The following is a 17,200-nucleotide window of genomic DNA, read 5'->3' as shown; positions in this document are numbered from 1 at the left end:
CGATGTCTTCCAGCATGGCCTTGCGGCGATCACCGAAGCCCGGCGCCTTGACGGCGGCGATCTTCAGGCCGCCACGTAGCTTGTTGACGACTAGCGTGGCCAGAGCCTCGCCTTCGACGTCTTCCGAGATGATGACCAGCGGCTTCGAGGTCTGCACGACAGCCTCGAGGATCGGCAGCATGGCCTGCAGGTTGGAGAGCTTCTTCTCGTGGAGAAGGATGTAAGCGTCTTCCAGATCCGCAACCATCTTGTCGGCGTTGGTGACGAAGTAGGGCGAGAGATAGCCGCGGTCGAACTGCATGCCTTCGACGACTTCGAGTTCGGTCTCAGCAGTCTTGGCTTCCTCGACCGTGATGACGCCCTCATTGCCGACCTTCTGCATCGCTTCGGCGATCATCGAGCCGACCGAAGCATCGCCGTTGCCGGCGATGGTGCCGACCTGGGCAACCTCTTCCGAGGTCTTGATCTTCTTGGCGTTCTTGATCAGCGTCGCAACGACGTCGGTTACCGCGAGGTCGATGCCGCGCTTCAGGTCCATCGGGTTCATGCCGGCGGCAACCGCCTTGTGGCCTTCCTGGACGATCGACTGCGCCAGAACGGTTGCGGTCGTGGTGCCGTCGCCGGCGATGTCGTTGGTCTTCGAAGCAACTTCGCGGACCATCTGCGCGCCCATGTTCTCGAACTTGTCTTCAAGCTCGATTTCCTTGGCGACGGTAACGCCGTCCTTGGTGATGCGCGGGGCGCCGAACGACTTGTCGATGACGACGTTGCGGCCCTTGGGGCCGAGCGTGACCTTCACCGCGTCAGCGAGGATGTTGACGCCGCGCAGCATGCGCTCGCGGGCATCGCGGGAGAATTTTACGTCTTTGGCAGCCATTTTTAGCTCCTGGCAGGGGCTTCAATCGAGCCCGGGAATTCAGTTGACGGGGAAAGGCCTGATATCAGCCGATGATGCCCATGATGTCGGATTCCTTCATGATCAGAAGGTCTTCGCCATTGAGCTTGACTTCGGTGCCCGACCACTTGCCGAACAGGATGCGGTCGCCGGCCTTGACGTCCAGCGGGACCAGCTTGCCAGCTTCGTCACGAGCGCCGGAGCCGACGGCGATGATCTCGCCTTCCTGCGGCTTTTCCTTTGCCGTGTCGGGGATGATGATCCCGCCAGCGGTCTTGGATTCGGATTCGACCCGGCGAACGACCACGCGGTCATGCAGCGGGCGGAACTTCGACTTTGCCATTTTCGGATTTTTCCCTGGTGCGGATGTTGAGGGGTTTTTGTTAGCACTCGCGATGGACGAGTGCTAACGCGATAGTGAGGTAGGCTGTAATCGGGCACTCGTCAAGACGGACGAGGGCAGGCGAGGAGCTCTGGCCCCCTCCCCGTGGAACCCAACGCATACGCGGCATCCGTGTTGATGGCTGCGAGCCCCACATTTCCATTGAATTCGGCGTCATGACGCCAACTTGCGCGCGCCGCTTCCAAGTCGTCAATCGTGCTGCCGTCAGCACGAACATAGGGCTGCGCTTCACTTCCCGTCGAAGCCGCGGCAAGCAGCGTCGCCGTCAGCACGCTCCTTTGCAGATGCTTGCCAAAGGTGGACAGTGAGCGCACCTGCGCCGGGCTGTTGGTGCGAACGTAAGACGTCATTGACAACTCCTTTTTGCAAGTCGAGCCCCTTCTCCACCTTCGGCCGCCGTCGACGCGAAGAAGTCCGCATCGCGTTGAAGACGAGCTGCGAAAAAGAGAAAGATGTGTTTGATGGCTGCGGCCCCAACGGTGCCTTCAGATTTGAGATCACTTCCGCCGCGAGCGGCTGAAGCTCCTCGCAACGTCAAATCGAATCTGCTGCCAAGCCTCCAGGAAAGGAGAGCATTGCTCATCTCGCGCTTGTGCATGCAGTCAACCTTCGATCCGTGTTGCCACATCTCAAGAGCAAATGCCGTGCCAAAGCTCACTGGGAAGTGAACGCATGGCTCTCCCTGAAAACCTCACAAATCCAGCATGGTCAATTGTGCGGAACCCGACATGCGTCTTCTGCCACTGTCAGCTTTCGGACAGGCATGACGCGTTTCGTGCCGACCACCGGTCGATCGGTTTTGGGGCCGGTCTGTTCGCCTCATAAGAGCGCGTTACATTGCGTAGCGGTTTCCCGAGCGCCGCCACATGACACTGGACCTGCAGGTAGCACCGGCTTCTCATCCAGCCTTACTTTGGCCCCTTCGCGTATTAAATTCCCGCTGGCGAGCCCTGCTTTCATAGATCGCACCATGCCGGATGTCTGCTCTGGCGCCCGACCCGCTGGCACGATCTCGATCCGGCATAAGGGCGCAGCATCTTTGCAGGCCGTTTCATCCCGGCGTCCTGCTTGGCTGACAGACCGCACTTGGCGAGCGGTCTCCATGCTCTCTCCAAGGACCATCCCTGCGGCTGGCTTGTCGACCTATGGGCGGGTCCGGCCGCCCGAAACCCTCGCGCCGTCAGCTTTTTTCCCCGCCGCCTGCGGCGGCTTCCTCGCGCCGCTTCGCTCACAAAAAAGCTGCCCGCTCGGGTCCTTCACTGTCGCTGCGGCCCTGTCGGATTCAGGCGGTCCTGACGCGCCCATTACGGTGCGCCATCGCAGGGGATGGTCCCCGGCGAAACCACAAAAGGAGACTTCGAAATGACCGCGATCGGTTACGTCAACAAGCAGGAAAACGGCGCCTACAAGGGCCAGCTCAAGACGCTCAGCGTCCGCGCCGACATCGATATCGTCCCCAACCAGGCCAAGAGCGCCGATAACCATCCCGACTTCCGGGTGCTTACGCAAGGGGTCGAAGTCGGCGCCGGCTGGATCCGCACCGGCGAGACTTCCGGCAAGGATTATGTGAGCCTGTCGATTGCAGCGCCGGAGTTCGGACCGCGCAAGCTCTACGCCAATCTCGGCCGCGCCGCCGGCCAGGACGATCACGACACCTACGCCATCATCTGGAAGCCGGCCGACTGACCGGCCGAGATAAGAGCCTCGCGCCGCAGCCCCGGCGCGGGGCTCATTCCCAGGAGTTCCACCCAAACCCCGTCCGCCCTAAAGGGCGGCGAAAACTCTCCCCCGACTCTTCGCCCGTCCCCGAGACGATCTCCCTCGCCCATCCTCGCCCTCGCTTGTCCGAAGCGAAACGAGGATCATCATGGAAGACGAAAACGAACGCGCGGCCCGCGCGAAAAAGGGCAGCCCGTTTCTCAGCACAGCCCAAGCCGCCTTCTATATAGGGCTTTCCCAGCGCACGCTCGAAAAGATGCGGCTCAAGGGCGGCGGCCCGAAATTCCGCAAGCACGGCCGCTATGTCCGCTATCACATCGACGAACTCGACCATTGGTCGAAAGGAAACCCGCAGCACTCCATCGCCGGCGATGGCAAGGCCGGTTCCGGCCAGGGCGGCACGGGAGGCCGTTCATGAGGCGGCGCCCTTCCATCCATCTGATCGGCAGCCGCCTGAGGCGTGTTCGAGCCCGTAAGACGGTCGCCTTGGCCGCGGCCGGTCTCGGTCTTTTGGGCTTCACGGCGCTGGGAAAGCCCACCCCTTGGCTGGTCTGGAACGCCTCGGCCAGCGCGCCGATCGGCCTTTACCGCATCGCTGCGGGAGCGCTGGCGCGTGGCGATCTCGTGCTCGTGCGCCCGCCTGAATACGCGGCGTATCTCGCCGCCGAGCGCAGCTATCTGCCTCGCAATGTGCCGCTGGCAAAACGTCTTGCAGCGCTGCCGGACGATAATGTCTGCGCCTTCAATGACGCCATCATCATCGGCGGCGACATCGTCGCGCGCCGGCTCAAAATCGACGCCGAAGGCCGACCTTTGCCATGGTGGAACGGCTGCCGAGCGCTCGGCGATAACGAGGTTTTCCTGCTCGGCAGCGACAAAAACCGCTCCTTCGACAGCCGCTATTTCGGGCCTGTTCCCACTCAAAATGTCATCGGGAGGCTCGTACCACTATGGACCGAGTGACCCTCCTCTTGTTGGGCATGATCGCCATTGCGCCATGCGCCTGTTCCGCCTCGACCGGCGCTGAGCCGGTCGCCATCTCCCAAAGTCCGCAGCTGCGAAAGTGGCAGACGTTGGTATCGGAAGCAAGCCGGCGCTTCCATATTCCCCAAGCCTGGATCTATGCCGTCATGGCTGCCGAAAGCGGCGGCAAGACAATGCGCGGCGGCCGCCCCATCACCTCCCCCGCTGGCGCCATGGGCCTCATGCAGGTGATGCCCGGCACCTATGAAGAGATGCGGGTCGAACACGGCCTTGGGCCTAACCCCCACGATCCGCGCGACAATATCCTGGCCGGTACGGCCTATCTCAGTGCCATGTATGACCGCTTCGGATTTCCTGGCCTGCTTGGCGCCTACAATGCCGGTCCCGAGCGCTACGCCGGGCATTTGAAGCGTGGCAAACCGCTGCCAGAAGAGACCGTCGAGTACCTCGACCAACTCAAGGCGGCCGGAGTTTCGGCGGCCGACATCGAGGCGTTCGAAAGCCAATCTGTCGCTCCAAAGGCGCAAATCGCTCCTCTCGGACGGTCGCTGTTCTTCATTCATGACGGTGTTCACTCAGGCGTGCGAAACGGCGATCTCTTCGTGCCGCTCGGCAAGGACGGCGCGCAGCCGAAGGAGCCGGTGCGTTAGCCATGGCGGACGGGGGCGCGTCTGGCGGGGCTGGGCGCGTACGGCAAGATAAAGGTACCGCCTCCAGGAGGCGGTTAAATCTTTGTCTGCACATCGTTTTTCCGGGAGGCTGCCGCCGGTGCCAAGAGGGTTGGACGTGTAAGTGTCTGATTTTGCTTGATATGTCTGGGAGGCTCGCATTAAGGATGACGAGTTCAGGCCGAAGCTCGGCAAAATCGGGTCGCGCGGCTCGAAGGCCGGCAAACGCTATGCCGGCCAGGTTCGTGCGGCGATCAACCGGGCTGGCGGCCGGCCGCAACGCGGTGGTCGCTTCACCGGAAGCCGGACAGGGCGCGGCGGGGCGGCCGCCGCACTGCTGAAATCGCGCGACCGGTATGCCGCCTTCCGCCAGCGCCGGGTGATCGTCAAGGCGCGGGTCGTCAAGCTCGCCGGCAAGGGCGCGGACGGGGCGCGTGCCCATCTACGCTATCTTCAGCGCGACGGGGTCACCCGCGAAGGTGAACCTGGCGAGCTCTACGGCGCCGACAGCGGCCGCGTCGACGGCAAGGCGTTCATCGATCGCGCGGACGGCGACCGCCATCAGTTCCGCTTCATCGTCGCTGCCGAAGACGGCATCGAGTACGACGACCTCAAGGCGCTGACGCGGCGGCTCATGGCGCAGATGCAGGAAGACCTCGGCACGAAGCTCGACTGGGTCGCGGTCGATCATTTCAACACCGGCCACCCGCACAGCCACATCATCGTCCGTGGCAGGGACGACCGTGGCGAGAACCTGGTCATCGCGCGCGAATATATCTCATCTGGCATCCGCGAGCGGGCGGCCGAGCTGGTCAGCCTCGATCTCGGTCCGCGAACCGACCGCGAGATTGAGCTTCGCCTGCGCCGGGAAATGGAGCAGGAACGCTTCACCAGCATCGACCGTCGGCTGCTCAGCATGCGTGATGATGACGGCCTGGTCTCGCCGGGCGGTCCCGACGCCATTCGCCAGACGCTGCACCAGGGACGGCTGCGCAAGCTCGAGCGGATGGGTCTGGCCGCGGAGGTCGGCGCTGGCTCCTGGCGCCTCGACGATGAGCTCGAAGCCACGCTGCGCCGCACCGGCGAACGCGGCGACATCATCAAGACCATGCACCGCGAACTGACCGGCAAGGGGCTTGCCCGCAGTACCGCCGACTGGGTGATCCACGATCGAGCCGACGAGCCCGTCCAGTCTCTCGTCGGTCGCGTTGTCGCGCGTGGACTGGCCGACGAGATCAATGACCGCCATTACATGATCGTCGACGCCGTCGACGGTAAGAGCCATTGGATCAACATCGGTAGAGGCGAGGCGATGGAAACGATGCCTAATGGCTGCATCGTGCGTGTCGCGCCAAGGAACACCGAGCCGAGGCAGGTCGATCGTACCATCGCCGAAATCGCCGCCGCGCATGGCGGCCGTTACGACGTCGATATGCACCTGAAGCATGACCCATCCGCCACCGAGAGCTTTGCGCGAACGCATGTGCGGCGGCTGGAGGCGATCCGCCGCGCGACCGGCGGCGTCGAGCGAGAGCCGAACGGCACCTGGCTCATCGCGCCGGACCATCTCGATCGCGTCGCGAATTATGAGGGCCAGCGGGCCAGGGCCGAGCCTGTCGTTGCCGACAAGCTCTCCTCAATGGCGCTGGAGCGACAGGTCAGCTTCAACGGCGCCACCTGGCTCGACCGGGAGCTGGTTGCCGATAGACCCGAGCCTTTGCACGGATCCGGCTTCGGCCGCGACGTGAGAGAGGCGCAAGCTCGCCGGCGGCAGTGGCTGATCGCGCAAGGCCTCGCGCATAAAGAACAGGATGGGATCGTCTATCGAGCCAACATGCTTTCGATCCTGCGCCAGCGAGAACTGAACCGTGTTGCTGGCCAACTGTCGGAGGAACTTGGCCTGCCCTATGCCGAAGCGCGATCCGGAGGACGAGTAGAGGGTACGCTCCGCCGCTCCGTCGAGCTTGCCAGCGGAAAATATGCGGTCGTTGAAAAGTCGCGCGAGTTCACGCTGGTGCCATGGCGGCCGGTGCTTGAGCGCCATGTGGGCAAGGAGGTCTCCGGTGTCGTGAGTGGGGAGGGGATTTCATGGACCGTCGGCCGGCAAAGGAGCGGACCTGGTGTTTCGTGAGATGGTGTACAGCTTTTTAGCCAGCGGCGCGGGCAGCCATGCGAGCCCGCGTAGACCTTATGGCCGCACGCCCGCAATCGGTCGCATGGACCTGCCAGGCGGGGCGGCTTTGGAGCGTTCGGACCCGACACGCTGCGTGAGTGGCCAGACTTCGAGCGCTCGAAGATGCGGACTGTTGTCTGCTGGCCGGCGTTATTCCGGCTGGCCTATGACCGCGGCGCAACAGTTCACCGCTGAAGTTGCCACGGGCGAACATCGACAAGAGAAAAAACACCATTGCGCGATACAAATCGCCGTTGAAAGCGTTTAGGTTGCATGCGCTTCGCCAAGTAAACGGATACCCCAGAAGAGAGCCATGACCACGGCCCGCCATATCGTGACGCTGCTTAAAAGCCACATTGCCGGCGACGAGGATCGTTTCCTCTCTATCGCGATGCAGCTTGCTGCGCATGAGGCACGTCAAGGCCATGGCAAGCTTGCTCAGGAGCTCAAGGATCTGGTCGACGCAGCCAAGAGCAGGGACGCCCGGATTGCCAAGAGCAGTCGGCCGGTTCCCCTTTTTCAGCCAAAGGGCGAACTCGCAGGCCTCCTGCATGTGCGCTATCCGGACCTGCGACTGACCGACATGATTTTGCCGGACAGTCTGCGCTCGCGCCTGCACCGCGTGCTGGGAGAGCAGCGCCAACAAGCAAGCTTGCGCGAGCACGGGCTTGTTCCCCGTCGCAAACTGCTTCTGGTCGGCCCGCCAGGATCAGGCAAGACGATGACCGCATCGGCATTGGCCGGGGAGCTTCATCTGCCCCTTTTCATGATCGTTCTCGATGGTTTGATCACCAAGTTCATGGGAGAGACTGCCGGAAAGCTGCGGCTTGTTTTTGATGCAATGCAGGCGACGCGGGGCGTCTACTTCTTTGTCTTTGACGAATTCGATGCCATCGGCGCGCGTCGAGGCGAACGCCAGGATGTTGGCGAGATTCGGCGCGTGCTGAATTCGTTTCTGCAGTTTCTCGAGCAAGACGACAGCCACAGCCTGATTATTGCGGCAACAAATCATCCCGAGCTGCTCGACAGAGCTTTGTTCCGCCGTTTCGACGATGTCATCGAATACGCCGTGCCCGATCGGCCGATTATCGAGGCGCTGCTTCGGGCTCGACTCGACCGCTTCGACACCAGAGGGCTTGCCTGGAACGAGGCGATCTCTCAGGCAGAGAGACTGTCGCAGGCCGAGATCACCCGCGCGGCCGACGACGCTGCAAAAACCATCATATTGCGGGGGGGGAAGCGGATCACCTCGGAAGCGCTCATCGACGCTCTGAAGGAACGCCGGCAGGCTTCGCTGTCTGAGTAGCGACAGCACAGATCATAATGGCAGACGATTTTCCGCGCGACCGCGCCCATATCCACCTTCGCAACAACGGCATTCGGGAAGCCTATCGGCGGCCCAACCAACTTATACATGCACCGCCGCTGCCGGCGCGTGATCGGGCGTCGCATGCTGCGGCCTTGACGCAATCCATCGAACAAGCGGTCGAAAGTGCACGCCAGCAGATTGCGGCGCGTGACCCCCAGCTGTCGGTCGGCACGCCTGGCTTTTACCTCGAGATCGATCTGCCCATGTCCGGACGGGCGGCCCTCGACCAGTTGGCCGATCGTCGCCAGCACATGGAGCTGGTCGCCGTCCATGAGCCAACTCAACCCGGTGCTCCCATCACAGCGTCGGTGTTCCTGCCGCAAAGCGCGCAAGCCTATTATTTGCGGAAAGTCGAGGCGTATCGAGACGTTGACACTGACCGCGGCAGACCGCGCAACGAGCCGCTCGTCTCCCGCATGGAGACAGTCAGGCTGGCGACTGCACGATCGTTGTTTACCGACCACGACGACCTCTTCCCCCAGGCCGCTGACGAGCAGGTGTGGTGGGAAGTCTGGCTGCGCGACGGTCGCCGCGAGAACTTCGAGCACATTGCCGAAGCCCTGAACATCACTTTGCGCACGCATGCGGTCAGGTTTCCGGAGCGGGTGGTCATGCTGGCACTCGCCAGCACGGCAATGCTCGACCGCATGATTGCGCACAGCGATGTCGTCGCCGAGCTGCGGCGCGCGAAGGATACGCCGTCCTTCTTCATGGGCCTTGGTGGCGCGGAGCAAAGGGACTGGAGCGACGAGCTTCTCGGGCGCGTCAGACCGCCTCAATCCGATATTGCGGTCTGCATTCTCGACAGCGGCGTACGTCGCACCCACCCGTTGATCGAACCCGCACTTGCCGTTGAAGACTGGCACACCGTCAAACCGGCATGGGGCAGCGACGACACACCTGCGTGGAGCGGCCACGGGACGCGAATGGCAGGTGTCGGCCTGTACGGTGATCTGGTCCCGCTCCTGGTCGGAGGCGATCCAGTTCCATTGCCCTTTCGGCTGGAGAGTGTCCGTATCCTTCCGCCAGAAGACGAGGCAAACGATCCAGAACTCTATGGCGCGATCACCGCGGAAGCGATCGCCCGCGCCGAGGTGCAGGCGCCGGAGCGCCGCCGCGCGATCGCAATGGCTGTGACAAGCGCCAGTCCGGCGCGTGGAAGGCCCACATCGTGGTCTGCCGCTATCGACCAACTCTGTTTCGAAGAGGAGCAGCGACGCTTGATCGTTCTCTCTGCCGGCAACATCGGCGATGACCTCATGCCGGCCGAGCATTTGACGCGCAACGATCTGGAAGCAGTCGATGATCCTTCTCAGGCCTGGAATGCGCTGACGGTCGGCGCTTTCACAGAAAAGGTCGATATCATTGACACCGACTTTGCGGGCTACGCTCCGATCGCGCCGGTCGGCGAGCTCTCGCCGCGCAGTCGCACTTCGGTCGTTTGGGACAGGCAGTGGCCGGTGAAGCCCGAGGTCGTCTTCGAAGGCGGCAATCTCGCCCATGACGGTGTGTTGCCTGGCGAGCCGATCGACGATCTGCAGATATTGACCACTTTCTATCGACCCGAACTGCGCCACTTCACCACCCTCGGAGATACGAGCGCGGCAACGGCCCATGCCGCACGGATGGCGGGACTGATTCTATCAGCGCGCCCCGAGCTGTGGCCTGAAACGGTTCGCGCCCTGATCGTCCACTCGGCCGAATGGACTCCGGCGATGCGCGCACGCATCGATGCGTGCAACGGAGCGAAGGGCGAGATCCAGGCGCTCGTGCGGCTTTACGGCGTGCCAGATCTTGGGCGCGCGCTTCTGTCAACGGTGAACGACCTCACGCTTATCGTTGAAGATGAGCTTCAGCCTTTCCAGCGCGAGGGCGGCGCGGCTGCCAAAACGCGTGACATGAAGCTGCATCGCCTGCCTTGGCCGAAGGAGCAGCTCGCGGCGCTCGGCGCTGCCCAGGTCGAGCTCCGCGTCACGCTGTCCTATTTCATCGAACCCAACCCCGGTGAACGCGGATGGACCCGCCGGCATCGTTACGCGTCCCATGGTCTTCGGTTCAGAGTAAAGTCAGCGACCGAGACAGTCGACGAATTCCGAGCCCGCATCAATCAGGCCGCTCGGGACGAGGAGGAAGGGGCGCCTGCTGGAGGCGGAGAAGAGTGGCTGCTCGGCACCTTCCCACCTTCCGCGATCGCGGCTCGTTGCACGCCGATTTCTGGTCGGGCAGCGCCGCCGATCTCGCCGAGCGTGACGCGATCGGCGTGTTCCCGGTCGGGGGCTGGTGGAAGGAGAAGCCTTACCTGGAACGCGTCGACGCTCTGGCTCGGTACGCCCTGATTGTGACGATTCGGGCGCCTGGGGTCGATGTTGACATCTTCACACCCGTCGAAGCAGCCCTGACTGTCGAGACGTCGGTCGAGACCTGATGCAGCACTGTCCAAACCGGCCAACAACGGAGGTTTGACCAGCCTCTGGTGCCATGGCGGCTGGTGCTGGATCATCACGTCGGCAACAGGGATCATGCGCGGAGGACGATAGGCCGCCAAAGGAGCGGGCCAAGCGTGTCATAATGGCGCCCATGGTCACGCCCACAAGCCGCGCCCCCTGCGTCTACAGAGAGGTGCGCGTCTGCTTAGGCGGCCGAGACATCGCTTACCTGATCAACGCGCTCGCCGTATTTGCGCCTGTAAGCGGCAATGAAATCGTCGTCGCTACAGATGCAGCGGCCGCTGGAGTCCTTGGCCTTCGGATCGTGCAAGTGAGAGCCAAGGGGGCGCAGAAGATTCACCCGAGTGCTCGTCGTCGGGCTCATGGGAAACCCCGCACTATGTTTGACCAAATCCGCGGCAAGCATAATCCCGGCAAGCACCGACTGAAAGGCCATCGGAACCACAGTTCGAACGCGGCGACTTCCTTCGCTAAGCTGGAACACCAGACCGCCGCAGATAGCCTGCTGATAAAAGGAGCGCAGGGGCTGGCCAACAAACGGGGCTAGCGGTTCAAACGGCACAGCCATCGCTGTAGCCACGCGAACTACAAAGTCGTTGGGAACTCCGGCATTGGTCTGCAGGAGCGTTTTCACCTGCTCGTGTGCTTCCGGTATTCCGAGTTCCTCGGCAATCAGCTGGTGCTCGTCCTTGGATTTTCCGGATGGCAGGTACATGCAACAAAGGCAAGCCTGGCCGTCATCGAAACCATGCCGGGAGATACCGAGATCGTGCTCCTGCGTCCAAGCGTTTGCGATCCATCGCGGCAGTGCACCTTGGACAGCCAGACGGTCGGCGGCGGTGTCAAGCGCCACACCCACTTGGTCGAAGACCCAATTGCCCCGGCGCGCAACATATTCTGCCCACGTCAGAGGGTGCGCCTCGACCTCAAGGGCAGTCGATCTAAGGGCGGTGGCTGCAAGAACCGCTTTGGACATACCAATCTCGGCCTGGCCAGCCAATGCGTAGCGCTGCAGGTTTGAGAGTTCGATCGCTTCGTGATCGATTACATGCAGACGACCCTTGAGATCGGGTTGTCTCGCTAGCGCCCAAAGCGAGCCATGGCCTACCGCACCGAGCCCAACGAGGTGGGTTTCGCCAAGGTCGACTGGGAAGTCGATCGGGCCAGGCTCCCCGGCTTTGGTCTTGTCGTAGCTGCATAGCGAGAGGTCGATGGTTTCGTCCAACTCGGCGCCGGTCAACTGGGCAGCGAAGATAGTTCGAAAGACGTTGGCGGCGCCGAAGCAACTGGCGGCGCCAGCTCCATAAGGCAGCAGACTTGGGCCAGAGCCCACCGGGTCCGTACGCGACAGCTTTGCCGCCCAACCGTCCGATCCCACGAAAAAGATCGGGCACCGGAGTGATGGGCGCGTTACCCCTGCAACGACGCAGACGGTGGCAGACTTGCCGGAACGCCGGATGCCGACTTTTGGATTGATCGACTTTGCCAAGCGCTCCAGCGCTTGGGCTTGAGAGCTCGCCGCGCTGTCCAGCGGGATTATCGCCAGAACCGGGTAGAGCCTAGCGAGCAATCTCACCGCAAGATCTAGTGTCGCCTGGCCTTCGGCGCAGGAAGCGGCCTGATGGTCGAAGGCGACTGCCACGACCTGCTTTTCAAGAGCTGCTTTGAAGTCTCCCAGATGAAAATCGGCCAGGACCTGAGATGCCGCCGTGGCGGCGCGATCGATGAAGTTAGCGAATGCCATTGTTCAACTCGATATCATGATCATTCGCGACAGTGCCGCGGGAGGGAGCGCATTCCATTTGGCCTTTTCGTCAAGCCGATAGGCGGCGACCCGAGCAAAATCGAAAGGCTCGCGGGCGAAATTCGGCACGACCAGCGACAGACACCCAACCGTGGTAGCAACCGCATAAGCGTCGTCCGTCGTCGAATGGTAGGCGCGGCCCGGATGGCTGTGAATCTGGGCCAAGAGTTTCAGGCCGCTTTTGTAGAGCCAGACATTGAGCCGGTGCAGTTCTTCGGCCGCAACGATCACGCAAACGCCATCGTTTGTCCGAATGTGACGCTGCGCCGGGATAACCGTCTCTGTTACGGCAAAGTGCCGGTCTTGCTGAACGCCGACCCAGAGCGCCATCCCCTCATTGCCTTCGCGACCAACTGAGCGCAGATGCCCATGCGTGGTCGAGATGCAGCCGCGCGGGAGAGTCACGATCGTTACATCTCTCAAACCAGTCATTCTTGTATCGCCTGAGGGGATACCACCATTCCTACGATTGTCGGTTGGAGTTGAATCTGCAACTGCTCTATAGGAACGATTCCGTACTTGATGATCTTGTCCAGGATGAAGGCCAAACAGCCTTCGCCAGAACCCCGATGAAGCAGCCATGGATCACCTGAATGGGCTGGATTGTCGTGGTATTCCCGGACGCCCGCCATGCACAGGAATGGTTCGTCCTCGGGACTGTTGGCCTGGATGAAGTCCGTCAGCGGCACGGCGTTCTGCTGGATGAGAGCTCCTATCATCTCCGGCGGCGTTCCGGGCAGCGGCGGACGTCTAAGCATTTTCAGGTATAGATCTTTCCGGGCAATCGGATGACGCGTAAACGGATCGACGAAGACCACGGACGGTGGTCTTAAGTCGTAGTCGGTGAAGTCGACCTCGCTCGCTGCGCTGATCACCCGTGGTTTTAACTTGAGGCTTGCGAAAATGAAGAAAGCGCGCGGAAAGGTCGCCTCGATCAAGAAGCAGCCCTGAGCCCGATAGACATCAGCATATCGCCGGAACCGGCCGATCTCCCGATCAAACTTCGCTCGGGAGACCTCCGGATCCACACTTTGGGGTTTAGGCACCTGCGACGCCCGCCTTCAGGCTGAGGAACAGGGTCACAGTATTCGGGAAACCGAAGTCGCCAAGCTTCTTGTCGACATCGAGCAAGTTGCCGGCCTCATCCTTGAATTCCCAATTCTCGGCTGGTTGGGCGACATTCTGCGTGTTCTCAAGGGCTTTGGTACGAATGACGTGAAGCGGCTGGTTGGGATTGGCTTCGACCTGCGTGGGCTGGCCGTTCACCACCACCGTGATCTCGATCTTGCCCGGTCCGCCGCCGTGATTATCGACCTTACCCGAATCCTTCGACATTGTCCTACTCCTGTGGCTTGCCAACCGCCCCACGCCCTGGCGCCCACCTGCGAGTGAGACCGGCGGTCTTCAATCGTTCACCCGGCGCCACGGCCGCGAGTACGCGAAAGACAGGGGATAAACTACCGAATCGGTGCTTGCCTTCTTTTATGGGTGACTTGAGCCGCAAGTAAATGGTCTCAAATTGCTCCTCACAACTATAATCGATTAGAGCAATTCGAAAATATTGGCGACACGCCTATTCATCTGCTCTCTCACTCGCCTGCTCCGTGCTTGGCAAGGGGAGCTTTGACTGCGTCACGCGTCCCCCAAGCAGCCGATTGCGCCGGCAGCGCCGTAGGAACCGTCGTTCAGAGTCTTCACCACTCAAGCAGCCGCATGGATGCAGCCGACGCTCGTCTCCACAAACAGCGCAAGTGGTGCCTTGTTGGATAAGGCCGCCTCGTCCCTGGTGCAGCATCTGTCGGAACGGGTCCGCTGCGAGACCATGCCTCATCATCGCGCATGCGCAGCAGCCGGCGGTCGATGCTCGTAAGGCGTTCTGCTCATTTCGTGGCGAAGGCGCTGCTCGACTCGCGGACATATGCGGGCACCGAGGCGGAGGCTGACCAGTCGGCGCCGCGTTCGCGGATGTCGCTTGCAATGTGCTCGCGTGCGTTTGCCGCCGGCGACCTTGCCGTCCTCGCCTGCTATGGCGAGCCGGCGCAAGCGGATTGCTCGATACTGCCGGCGAGGCTGCGGGCCGGCTCCAAACGGCCGCTCACAAGAGCTTGCATCAGCAACTGGCAATCTGATCGATAACTTCGCGATCGCCGTTATGGCGCGGAGATGCGGTCTCGCCGGGTTGTGGCTGGCGCTTCGTTGGGGGCGGCGCGTCGTAGCCGAGGGAGCAGGGGCGGCGCCATGATCCAGACCGAACGCGCGCTGCAGCAGGTGCTTGAGTGGGGGCGTACCCTGACCGGTTTCGAGGATGAGCATGCTGAGGAAGCGGTAAGGGGCGGCCAGTATATCCTGCAACGCATTCACCCGAGCCTGCGCGACACCAGCGCCCGCACCGGCCGCGATACGCAGGACGAAACGCTGATCGTGGCGTTCTATCGCGAACTGGCGCTGCTGTTCTGGCTAGACGATTGCAACGACGTTGGCCTGATCGCGCCGGAGCAGCTCGCCGCCGTGGAGCAGGCGCTGGGGCACGGCGTACTGTGCGTGCTCTCCGGATTCGAGGGCTGCGCTCAGCTGCGCGCTTCGCTGGCTGCGCTCGCTTACGATCGTCACGACGATGCTCGGCTTCTCGACTATACCCGGTGCTACTGCGCGGCGCTGCGCGCCGGACACGCGCAGGCGGCAGGGGCGCGACGCTGGTCTTACGCCGAGTACCTGCACAACGGCATCGATTCGATCGCTTACGGGAACGTGTTCTGTTGCCTGTCGCTGCTGTGGGGGCTGGACATGGCGACCTTGCGCGCGCGTCCAGCGTTTCGCCAGGTCCTGCGGCTCATCTCAGTGATAGGGCGCCTGCAGAACGATCTGCATGGACGCGACAAGGACAGGTCGGCCGGCGATAACGCGGCGATCCTGCTTCTGCAGCGCTATCCGGCTATGCCTGTGGTTGAGTTCCTCAACGACGAGTTGGCCGCCCATACGCGCATGCTGCACCGGGTGATGGCGGAAGAATGCTTTCCCGCGCCGTGGGGACCGTTGATCGAGGCGATGGCGGCGATCCGCGCAGTACTACCAGACTTCGACCAGCCGCTACCGCAGCGACGCTGCAGGGGGAGGCCAGCGTGCGTCGGCCTGGACGCGCCGGAGGCGGCGGCTGGGCGCGCTGCCGTCGGTTCGATCCGACGCAACGCCGTCGCCCGCTGCTACGGATGGAGCGAGCATGAGCGACACCGCCCTGAGCCGGCGAAAGGACGAACATCTGGACATCGTGCTGGATCGGCGAAGGGCGCCCGCCACGGTGGCCGCTGGCTGGGAGTACATCCATTTCGAACACTGCGCACTGCCCGAGTTGGACCTGACGCAGATCGACCTGCGCGCCTCGCTGCTGGGCAAGGCTATGCGCGCGCCGCTGCTGATCAGCTCTATGGCCGGCGGCATGCCACGGGCCGAGGCCATCAACCGGCATTTGAGCGAGGCAGCGCAAGCCTTGGAGATCGCCATGTGCGGTTCGCAGCGTGTGAGCCTGCAATCCCGCAACTCCCAGGGGCTAACGCGCGCGCTGCGCCGCCTGGCGCCAGACATTCCCTTGCTGGCCAACATCGGCGCCGCGCAACTGCGGGAGGCCGACGGCCTGGACCTGGCGCGTCGCGCGGTGGACGCGCTGGAGGCCGATGGGCTCATCGTCCATCTCAATCCGCTGCAGGAAGCGGTACAGCCGGAGGGCGACCGCGACTGGCGCGGCGTCCTGGCGCTGATCGCTGGCGTCGCGCGCATCGTGGGCGTGCCGATCGTGGCCAAGGAAGTGGGGGCGGGCCTTTCCGCCTCGATGGCCTGTGCGCTCGTCGAGGCGGGCGTGGCGGTAATCGATGTCGCCGGCGCCGGCGGCACCAGTTGGGCCGCAGTGGAGGGCGAGCGCGCCCGCAATGCCGCCGACCGTGCAGTGGCGATGTCATTCGCCGATTGGGGGATTCCCACCCTGACCAGCGTGCAGGCGGTGCGTCGGGCGCTGCCAACGGTGAAGCTGATCGCGTCGGGCGGGATCCGCGATGGCGTCGACGTGGCCAAGGCCATCCGCCTTGGCGCGGACATCGCCGGGCAGGCGGCCAGCGTGCTGGGCGCGGCGACAGTGTCCACCGAGGCCGTTGTCGCGCATTTCGAGATCGTCATCCGCCAGTTGGCCGTCGCCTGCTTCTGCACCGGCTCGGCTGATCTGGCGGCGTTGCGTCAGTGCGCTTGTTGCCCTCGTCGCATTTGTCCGCCGGTTGATGTCGGCGTCGTCCGCACGCTAACAGCAGGCTGCTGAAATACCTACGCCAAAGAGAGACTATTGATCCCCCTGGCGAGACGGCTCGATTAACGGGAGCGATGTGTTCATGGAGCAGCTGTTCACGATGAAGCGGTTGGAAGATTTCGTTCCAGCCGGTCATCCTGGACCCGCACCGGCTGATGATCAATGGAGCGCTGGTGCGGCTAGACGGCATCCTTTCCGGCATGTACGCCTGCAGTGCCAAAGGCGGTCGCCCCAGCGTTGCGCCGGAGAAATTGCTGCGGGCCGTGTGTTGCAGGTGTTCTACAGCGTCCGTCGGAATTGATGCAGCAGGTGCTGCTGTGGCAAGGCCAAGACCCGGGAATGCCGTCAGCTTTGATCAGGCGCTTCGGGCCGTGGAAACGCGCGAAGAGTCCGGCTTTCGAAAAAGGCCGAACGCCTCAGATAAAGCCAGAACTCCTTGGGTCACCATCA

General features: G+C 62.7%; 13 protein-coding genes and 4 pseudogenes. 10 read left to right on the top strand and 7 right to left on the bottom strand.

What is annotated here, in order from left to right:
• The 3 genes from groEL to EOB59_RS07565 form a co-directional block, all read right to left on the bottom strand.
• On the bottom strand, positions 1–877 hold an 877-nt coding region (gene groEL, locus EOB59_RS07575), incomplete at its 3' end, for a chaperonin GroEL (RefSeq protein ID WP_128288083.1).
• 64 nt (positions 878–941) lie between these two features.
• Positions 942–1,238 carry a co-chaperone GroES gene (gene groES / locus EOB59_RS07570; protein ID WP_006203049.1) on the bottom strand — a complete coding sequence of 99 codons (297 nt, stop codon included), beginning with the start codon at positions 1,236–1,238 and terminating at the stop codon, positions 942–944.
• A gap of 101 nt (positions 1,239–1,339) precedes the next feature.
• Positions 1,340–1,648, bottom strand: coding sequence for a hypothetical protein (locus tag EOB59_RS07565; protein ID WP_024505643.1), 309 nt, complete (start codon positions 1,646–1,648; stop codon positions 1,340–1,342).
• A 1,012-nt stretch (positions 1,649–2,660) separates the two neighbouring features.
• On the opposite strand from EOB59_RS07565, the gene EOB59_RS07560 reads away from it, so the two are divergent.
• From EOB59_RS07560 to EOB59_RS07530, 7 genes and pseudogenes are all read left to right on the top strand, one after another.
• Positions 2,661–2,984 carry a DUF736 domain-containing protein gene (locus tag EOB59_RS07560; protein ID WP_128288082.1) on the top strand — a complete coding sequence of 108 codons (324 nt, stop codon included), beginning with the start codon at positions 2,661–2,663 and terminating at the stop codon, positions 2,982–2,984.
• Positions 2,985–3,165: 181 nt separating this feature from the next.
• Positions 3,166–3,435: a helix-turn-helix domain-containing protein gene (locus EOB59_RS07555; protein ID WP_127808966.1), complete on the top strand. Its 270-nt coding sequence runs from the start codon at positions 3,166–3,168 to the stop codon at positions 3,433–3,435.
• Complete coding sequence (locus EOB59_RS07550; RefSeq protein ID WP_029354919.1) at positions 3,432–3,980, top strand: S26 family signal peptidase; 549 nt, start codon at positions 3,432–3,434, stop codon at positions 3,978–3,980. The genes EOB59_RS07555 and EOB59_RS07550 overlap by 4 nt, the downstream gene beginning before the upstream one ends.
• The gene (locus tag EOB59_RS07545) at positions 3,968–4,651 is read left to right on the top strand and encodes a lytic transglycosylase domain-containing protein (RefSeq protein WP_128288081.1); all 684 of its coding nucleotides are present in this window, start codon (positions 3,968–3,970) and stop codon (positions 4,649–4,651) included. The genes EOB59_RS07550 and EOB59_RS07545 overlap by 13 nt, the downstream gene beginning before the upstream one ends.
• A gap of 178 nt (positions 4,652–4,829) precedes the next feature.
• Positions 4,830–6,800 (top strand): relaxase/mobilization nuclease RlxS, encoded by a 1,971-nt coding sequence (gene rlxS, locus EOB59_RS07540; RefSeq protein ID WP_128288080.1) that lies wholly within the window; start codon positions 4,830–4,832, stop codon positions 6,798–6,800.
• 355 nt (positions 6,801–7,155) lie between these two features.
• Positions 7,156–8,148 carry an ATP-binding protein gene (locus EOB59_RS07535; protein WP_128288079.1) on the top strand — a complete coding sequence of 331 codons (993 nt, stop codon included), beginning with the start codon at positions 7,156–7,158 and terminating at the stop codon, positions 8,146–8,148.
• Between the two features lie 17 nt (positions 8,149–8,165).
• Positions 8,166–10,636 (top strand): annotated as a pseudogene (locus tag EOB59_RS07530) (S8 family peptidase).
• 206 nt (positions 10,637–10,842) lie between these two features.
• On the opposite strand, the gene EOB59_RS07525 reads toward EOB59_RS07530, so the two are convergent.
• Genes EOB59_RS07525 through EOB59_RS07510 form a run of 4 tightly spaced genes read right to left on the bottom strand, consistent with a single transcriptional unit; the run spans position 10,843 to position 13,797 of the window.
• Complete coding sequence (locus EOB59_RS07525) at positions 10,843–12,402, bottom strand: E2 ligase fold family C protein (RefSeq protein WP_128288078.1); 1,560 nt, start codon at positions 12,400–12,402, stop codon at positions 10,843–10,845.
• Between the two features lie 3 nt (positions 12,403–12,405).
• Positions 12,406–12,894: a Mov34/MPN/PAD-1 family protein gene (locus EOB59_RS07520; RefSeq protein ID WP_126057777.1), complete on the bottom strand. Its 489-nt coding sequence runs from the start codon at positions 12,892–12,894 to the stop codon at positions 12,406–12,408.
• Positions 12,891–13,508, bottom strand: a complete 618-nt coding sequence (locus EOB59_RS07515) for a putative metal-binding protein (RefSeq protein WP_128288077.1) — start codon at positions 13,506–13,508, stop codon at positions 12,891–12,893. Before EOB59_RS07515 ends, EOB59_RS07520 begins: the two co-directional genes overlap by 4 nt.
• Complete coding sequence (locus EOB59_RS07510; RefSeq protein WP_128288076.1) at positions 13,501–13,797, bottom strand: DUF2604 domain-containing protein; 297 nt, start codon at positions 13,795–13,797, stop codon at positions 13,501–13,503. The genes EOB59_RS07515 and EOB59_RS07510 overlap by 8 nt, the downstream gene beginning before the upstream one ends.
• A 903-nt stretch (positions 13,798–14,700) precedes the next feature.
• Here EOB59_RS07510 and EOB59_RS07505 point away from each other — a divergent pair.
• From EOB59_RS07505 to EOB59_RS36045, 3 pseudogenes are all read left to right on the top strand, one after another.
• Positions 14,701–15,592: pseudogene (locus tag EOB59_RS07505) on the top strand (hypothetical protein); the annotation flags it as partial.
• Between the two features lie 87 nt (positions 15,593–15,679).
• Positions 15,680–16,725: pseudogene (gene fni / locus EOB59_RS07500) on the top strand (type 2 isopentenyl-diphosphate Delta-isomerase).
• An 86-nt stretch (positions 16,726–16,811) separates the two neighbouring features.
• Positions 16,812–17,042: pseudogene (locus EOB59_RS36045) on the top strand (IS5/IS1182 family transposase); the annotation flags it as partial.
• Positions 17,043–17,200 lie beyond the last annotated feature (158 nt).

Origin of the sequence: Mesorhizobium sp. M7A.F.Ca.MR.176.00.0.0 (assembly GCF_004023165.1) — a bacterium.
In the GTDB taxonomy this organism is placed as follows: domain Bacteria; phylum Pseudomonadota; class Alphaproteobacteria; order Rhizobiales; family Rhizobiaceae; genus Mesorhizobium.
This window is presented reverse-complemented; position numbering and strand designations above follow the sequence as displayed.

Coding starts and splice junctions, on each gene's coding strand:
- groES (WP_006203049.1), bottom strand. CDS start 1,238: ATGGCAAAGTCGAAGTTCCGCCCGCTGCATGACCGCGTGGTCGTTCGC.
- EOB59_RS07565 (WP_024505643.1), bottom strand. CDS start 1,648: ATGACGTCTTACGTTCGCACCAACAGCCCGGCGCAGGTGCGCTCACTG.
- EOB59_RS07560 (WP_128288082.1), top strand. CDS start 2,661: ATGACCGCGATCGGTTACGTCAACAAGCAGGAAAACGGCGCCTACAAG.
- EOB59_RS07555 (WP_127808966.1), top strand. CDS start 3,166: ATGGAAGACGAAAACGAACGCGCGGCCCGCGCGAAAAAGGGCAGCCCG.
- EOB59_RS07550 (WP_029354919.1), top strand. CDS start 3,432: ATGAGGCGGCGCCCTTCCATCCATCTGATCGGCAGCCGCCTGAGGCGT.
- EOB59_RS07545 (WP_128288081.1), top strand. CDS start 3,968: ATGGACCGAGTGACCCTCCTCTTGTTGGGCATGATCGCCATTGCGCCA.
- EOB59_RS07535 (WP_128288079.1), top strand. CDS start 7,156: ATGACCACGGCCCGCCATATCGTGACGCTGCTTAAAAGCCACATTGCC.
- EOB59_RS07525 (WP_128288078.1), bottom strand. CDS start 12,402: ATGGCATTCGCTAACTTCATCGATCGCGCCGCCACGGCGGCATCTCAG.
- EOB59_RS07520 (WP_126057777.1), bottom strand. CDS start 12,894: ATGACTGGTTTGAGAGATGTAACGATCGTGACTCTCCCGCGCGGCTGC.
- EOB59_RS07510 (WP_128288076.1), bottom strand. CDS start 13,797: ATGTCGAAGGATTCGGGTAAGGTCGATAATCACGGCGGCGGACCGGGC.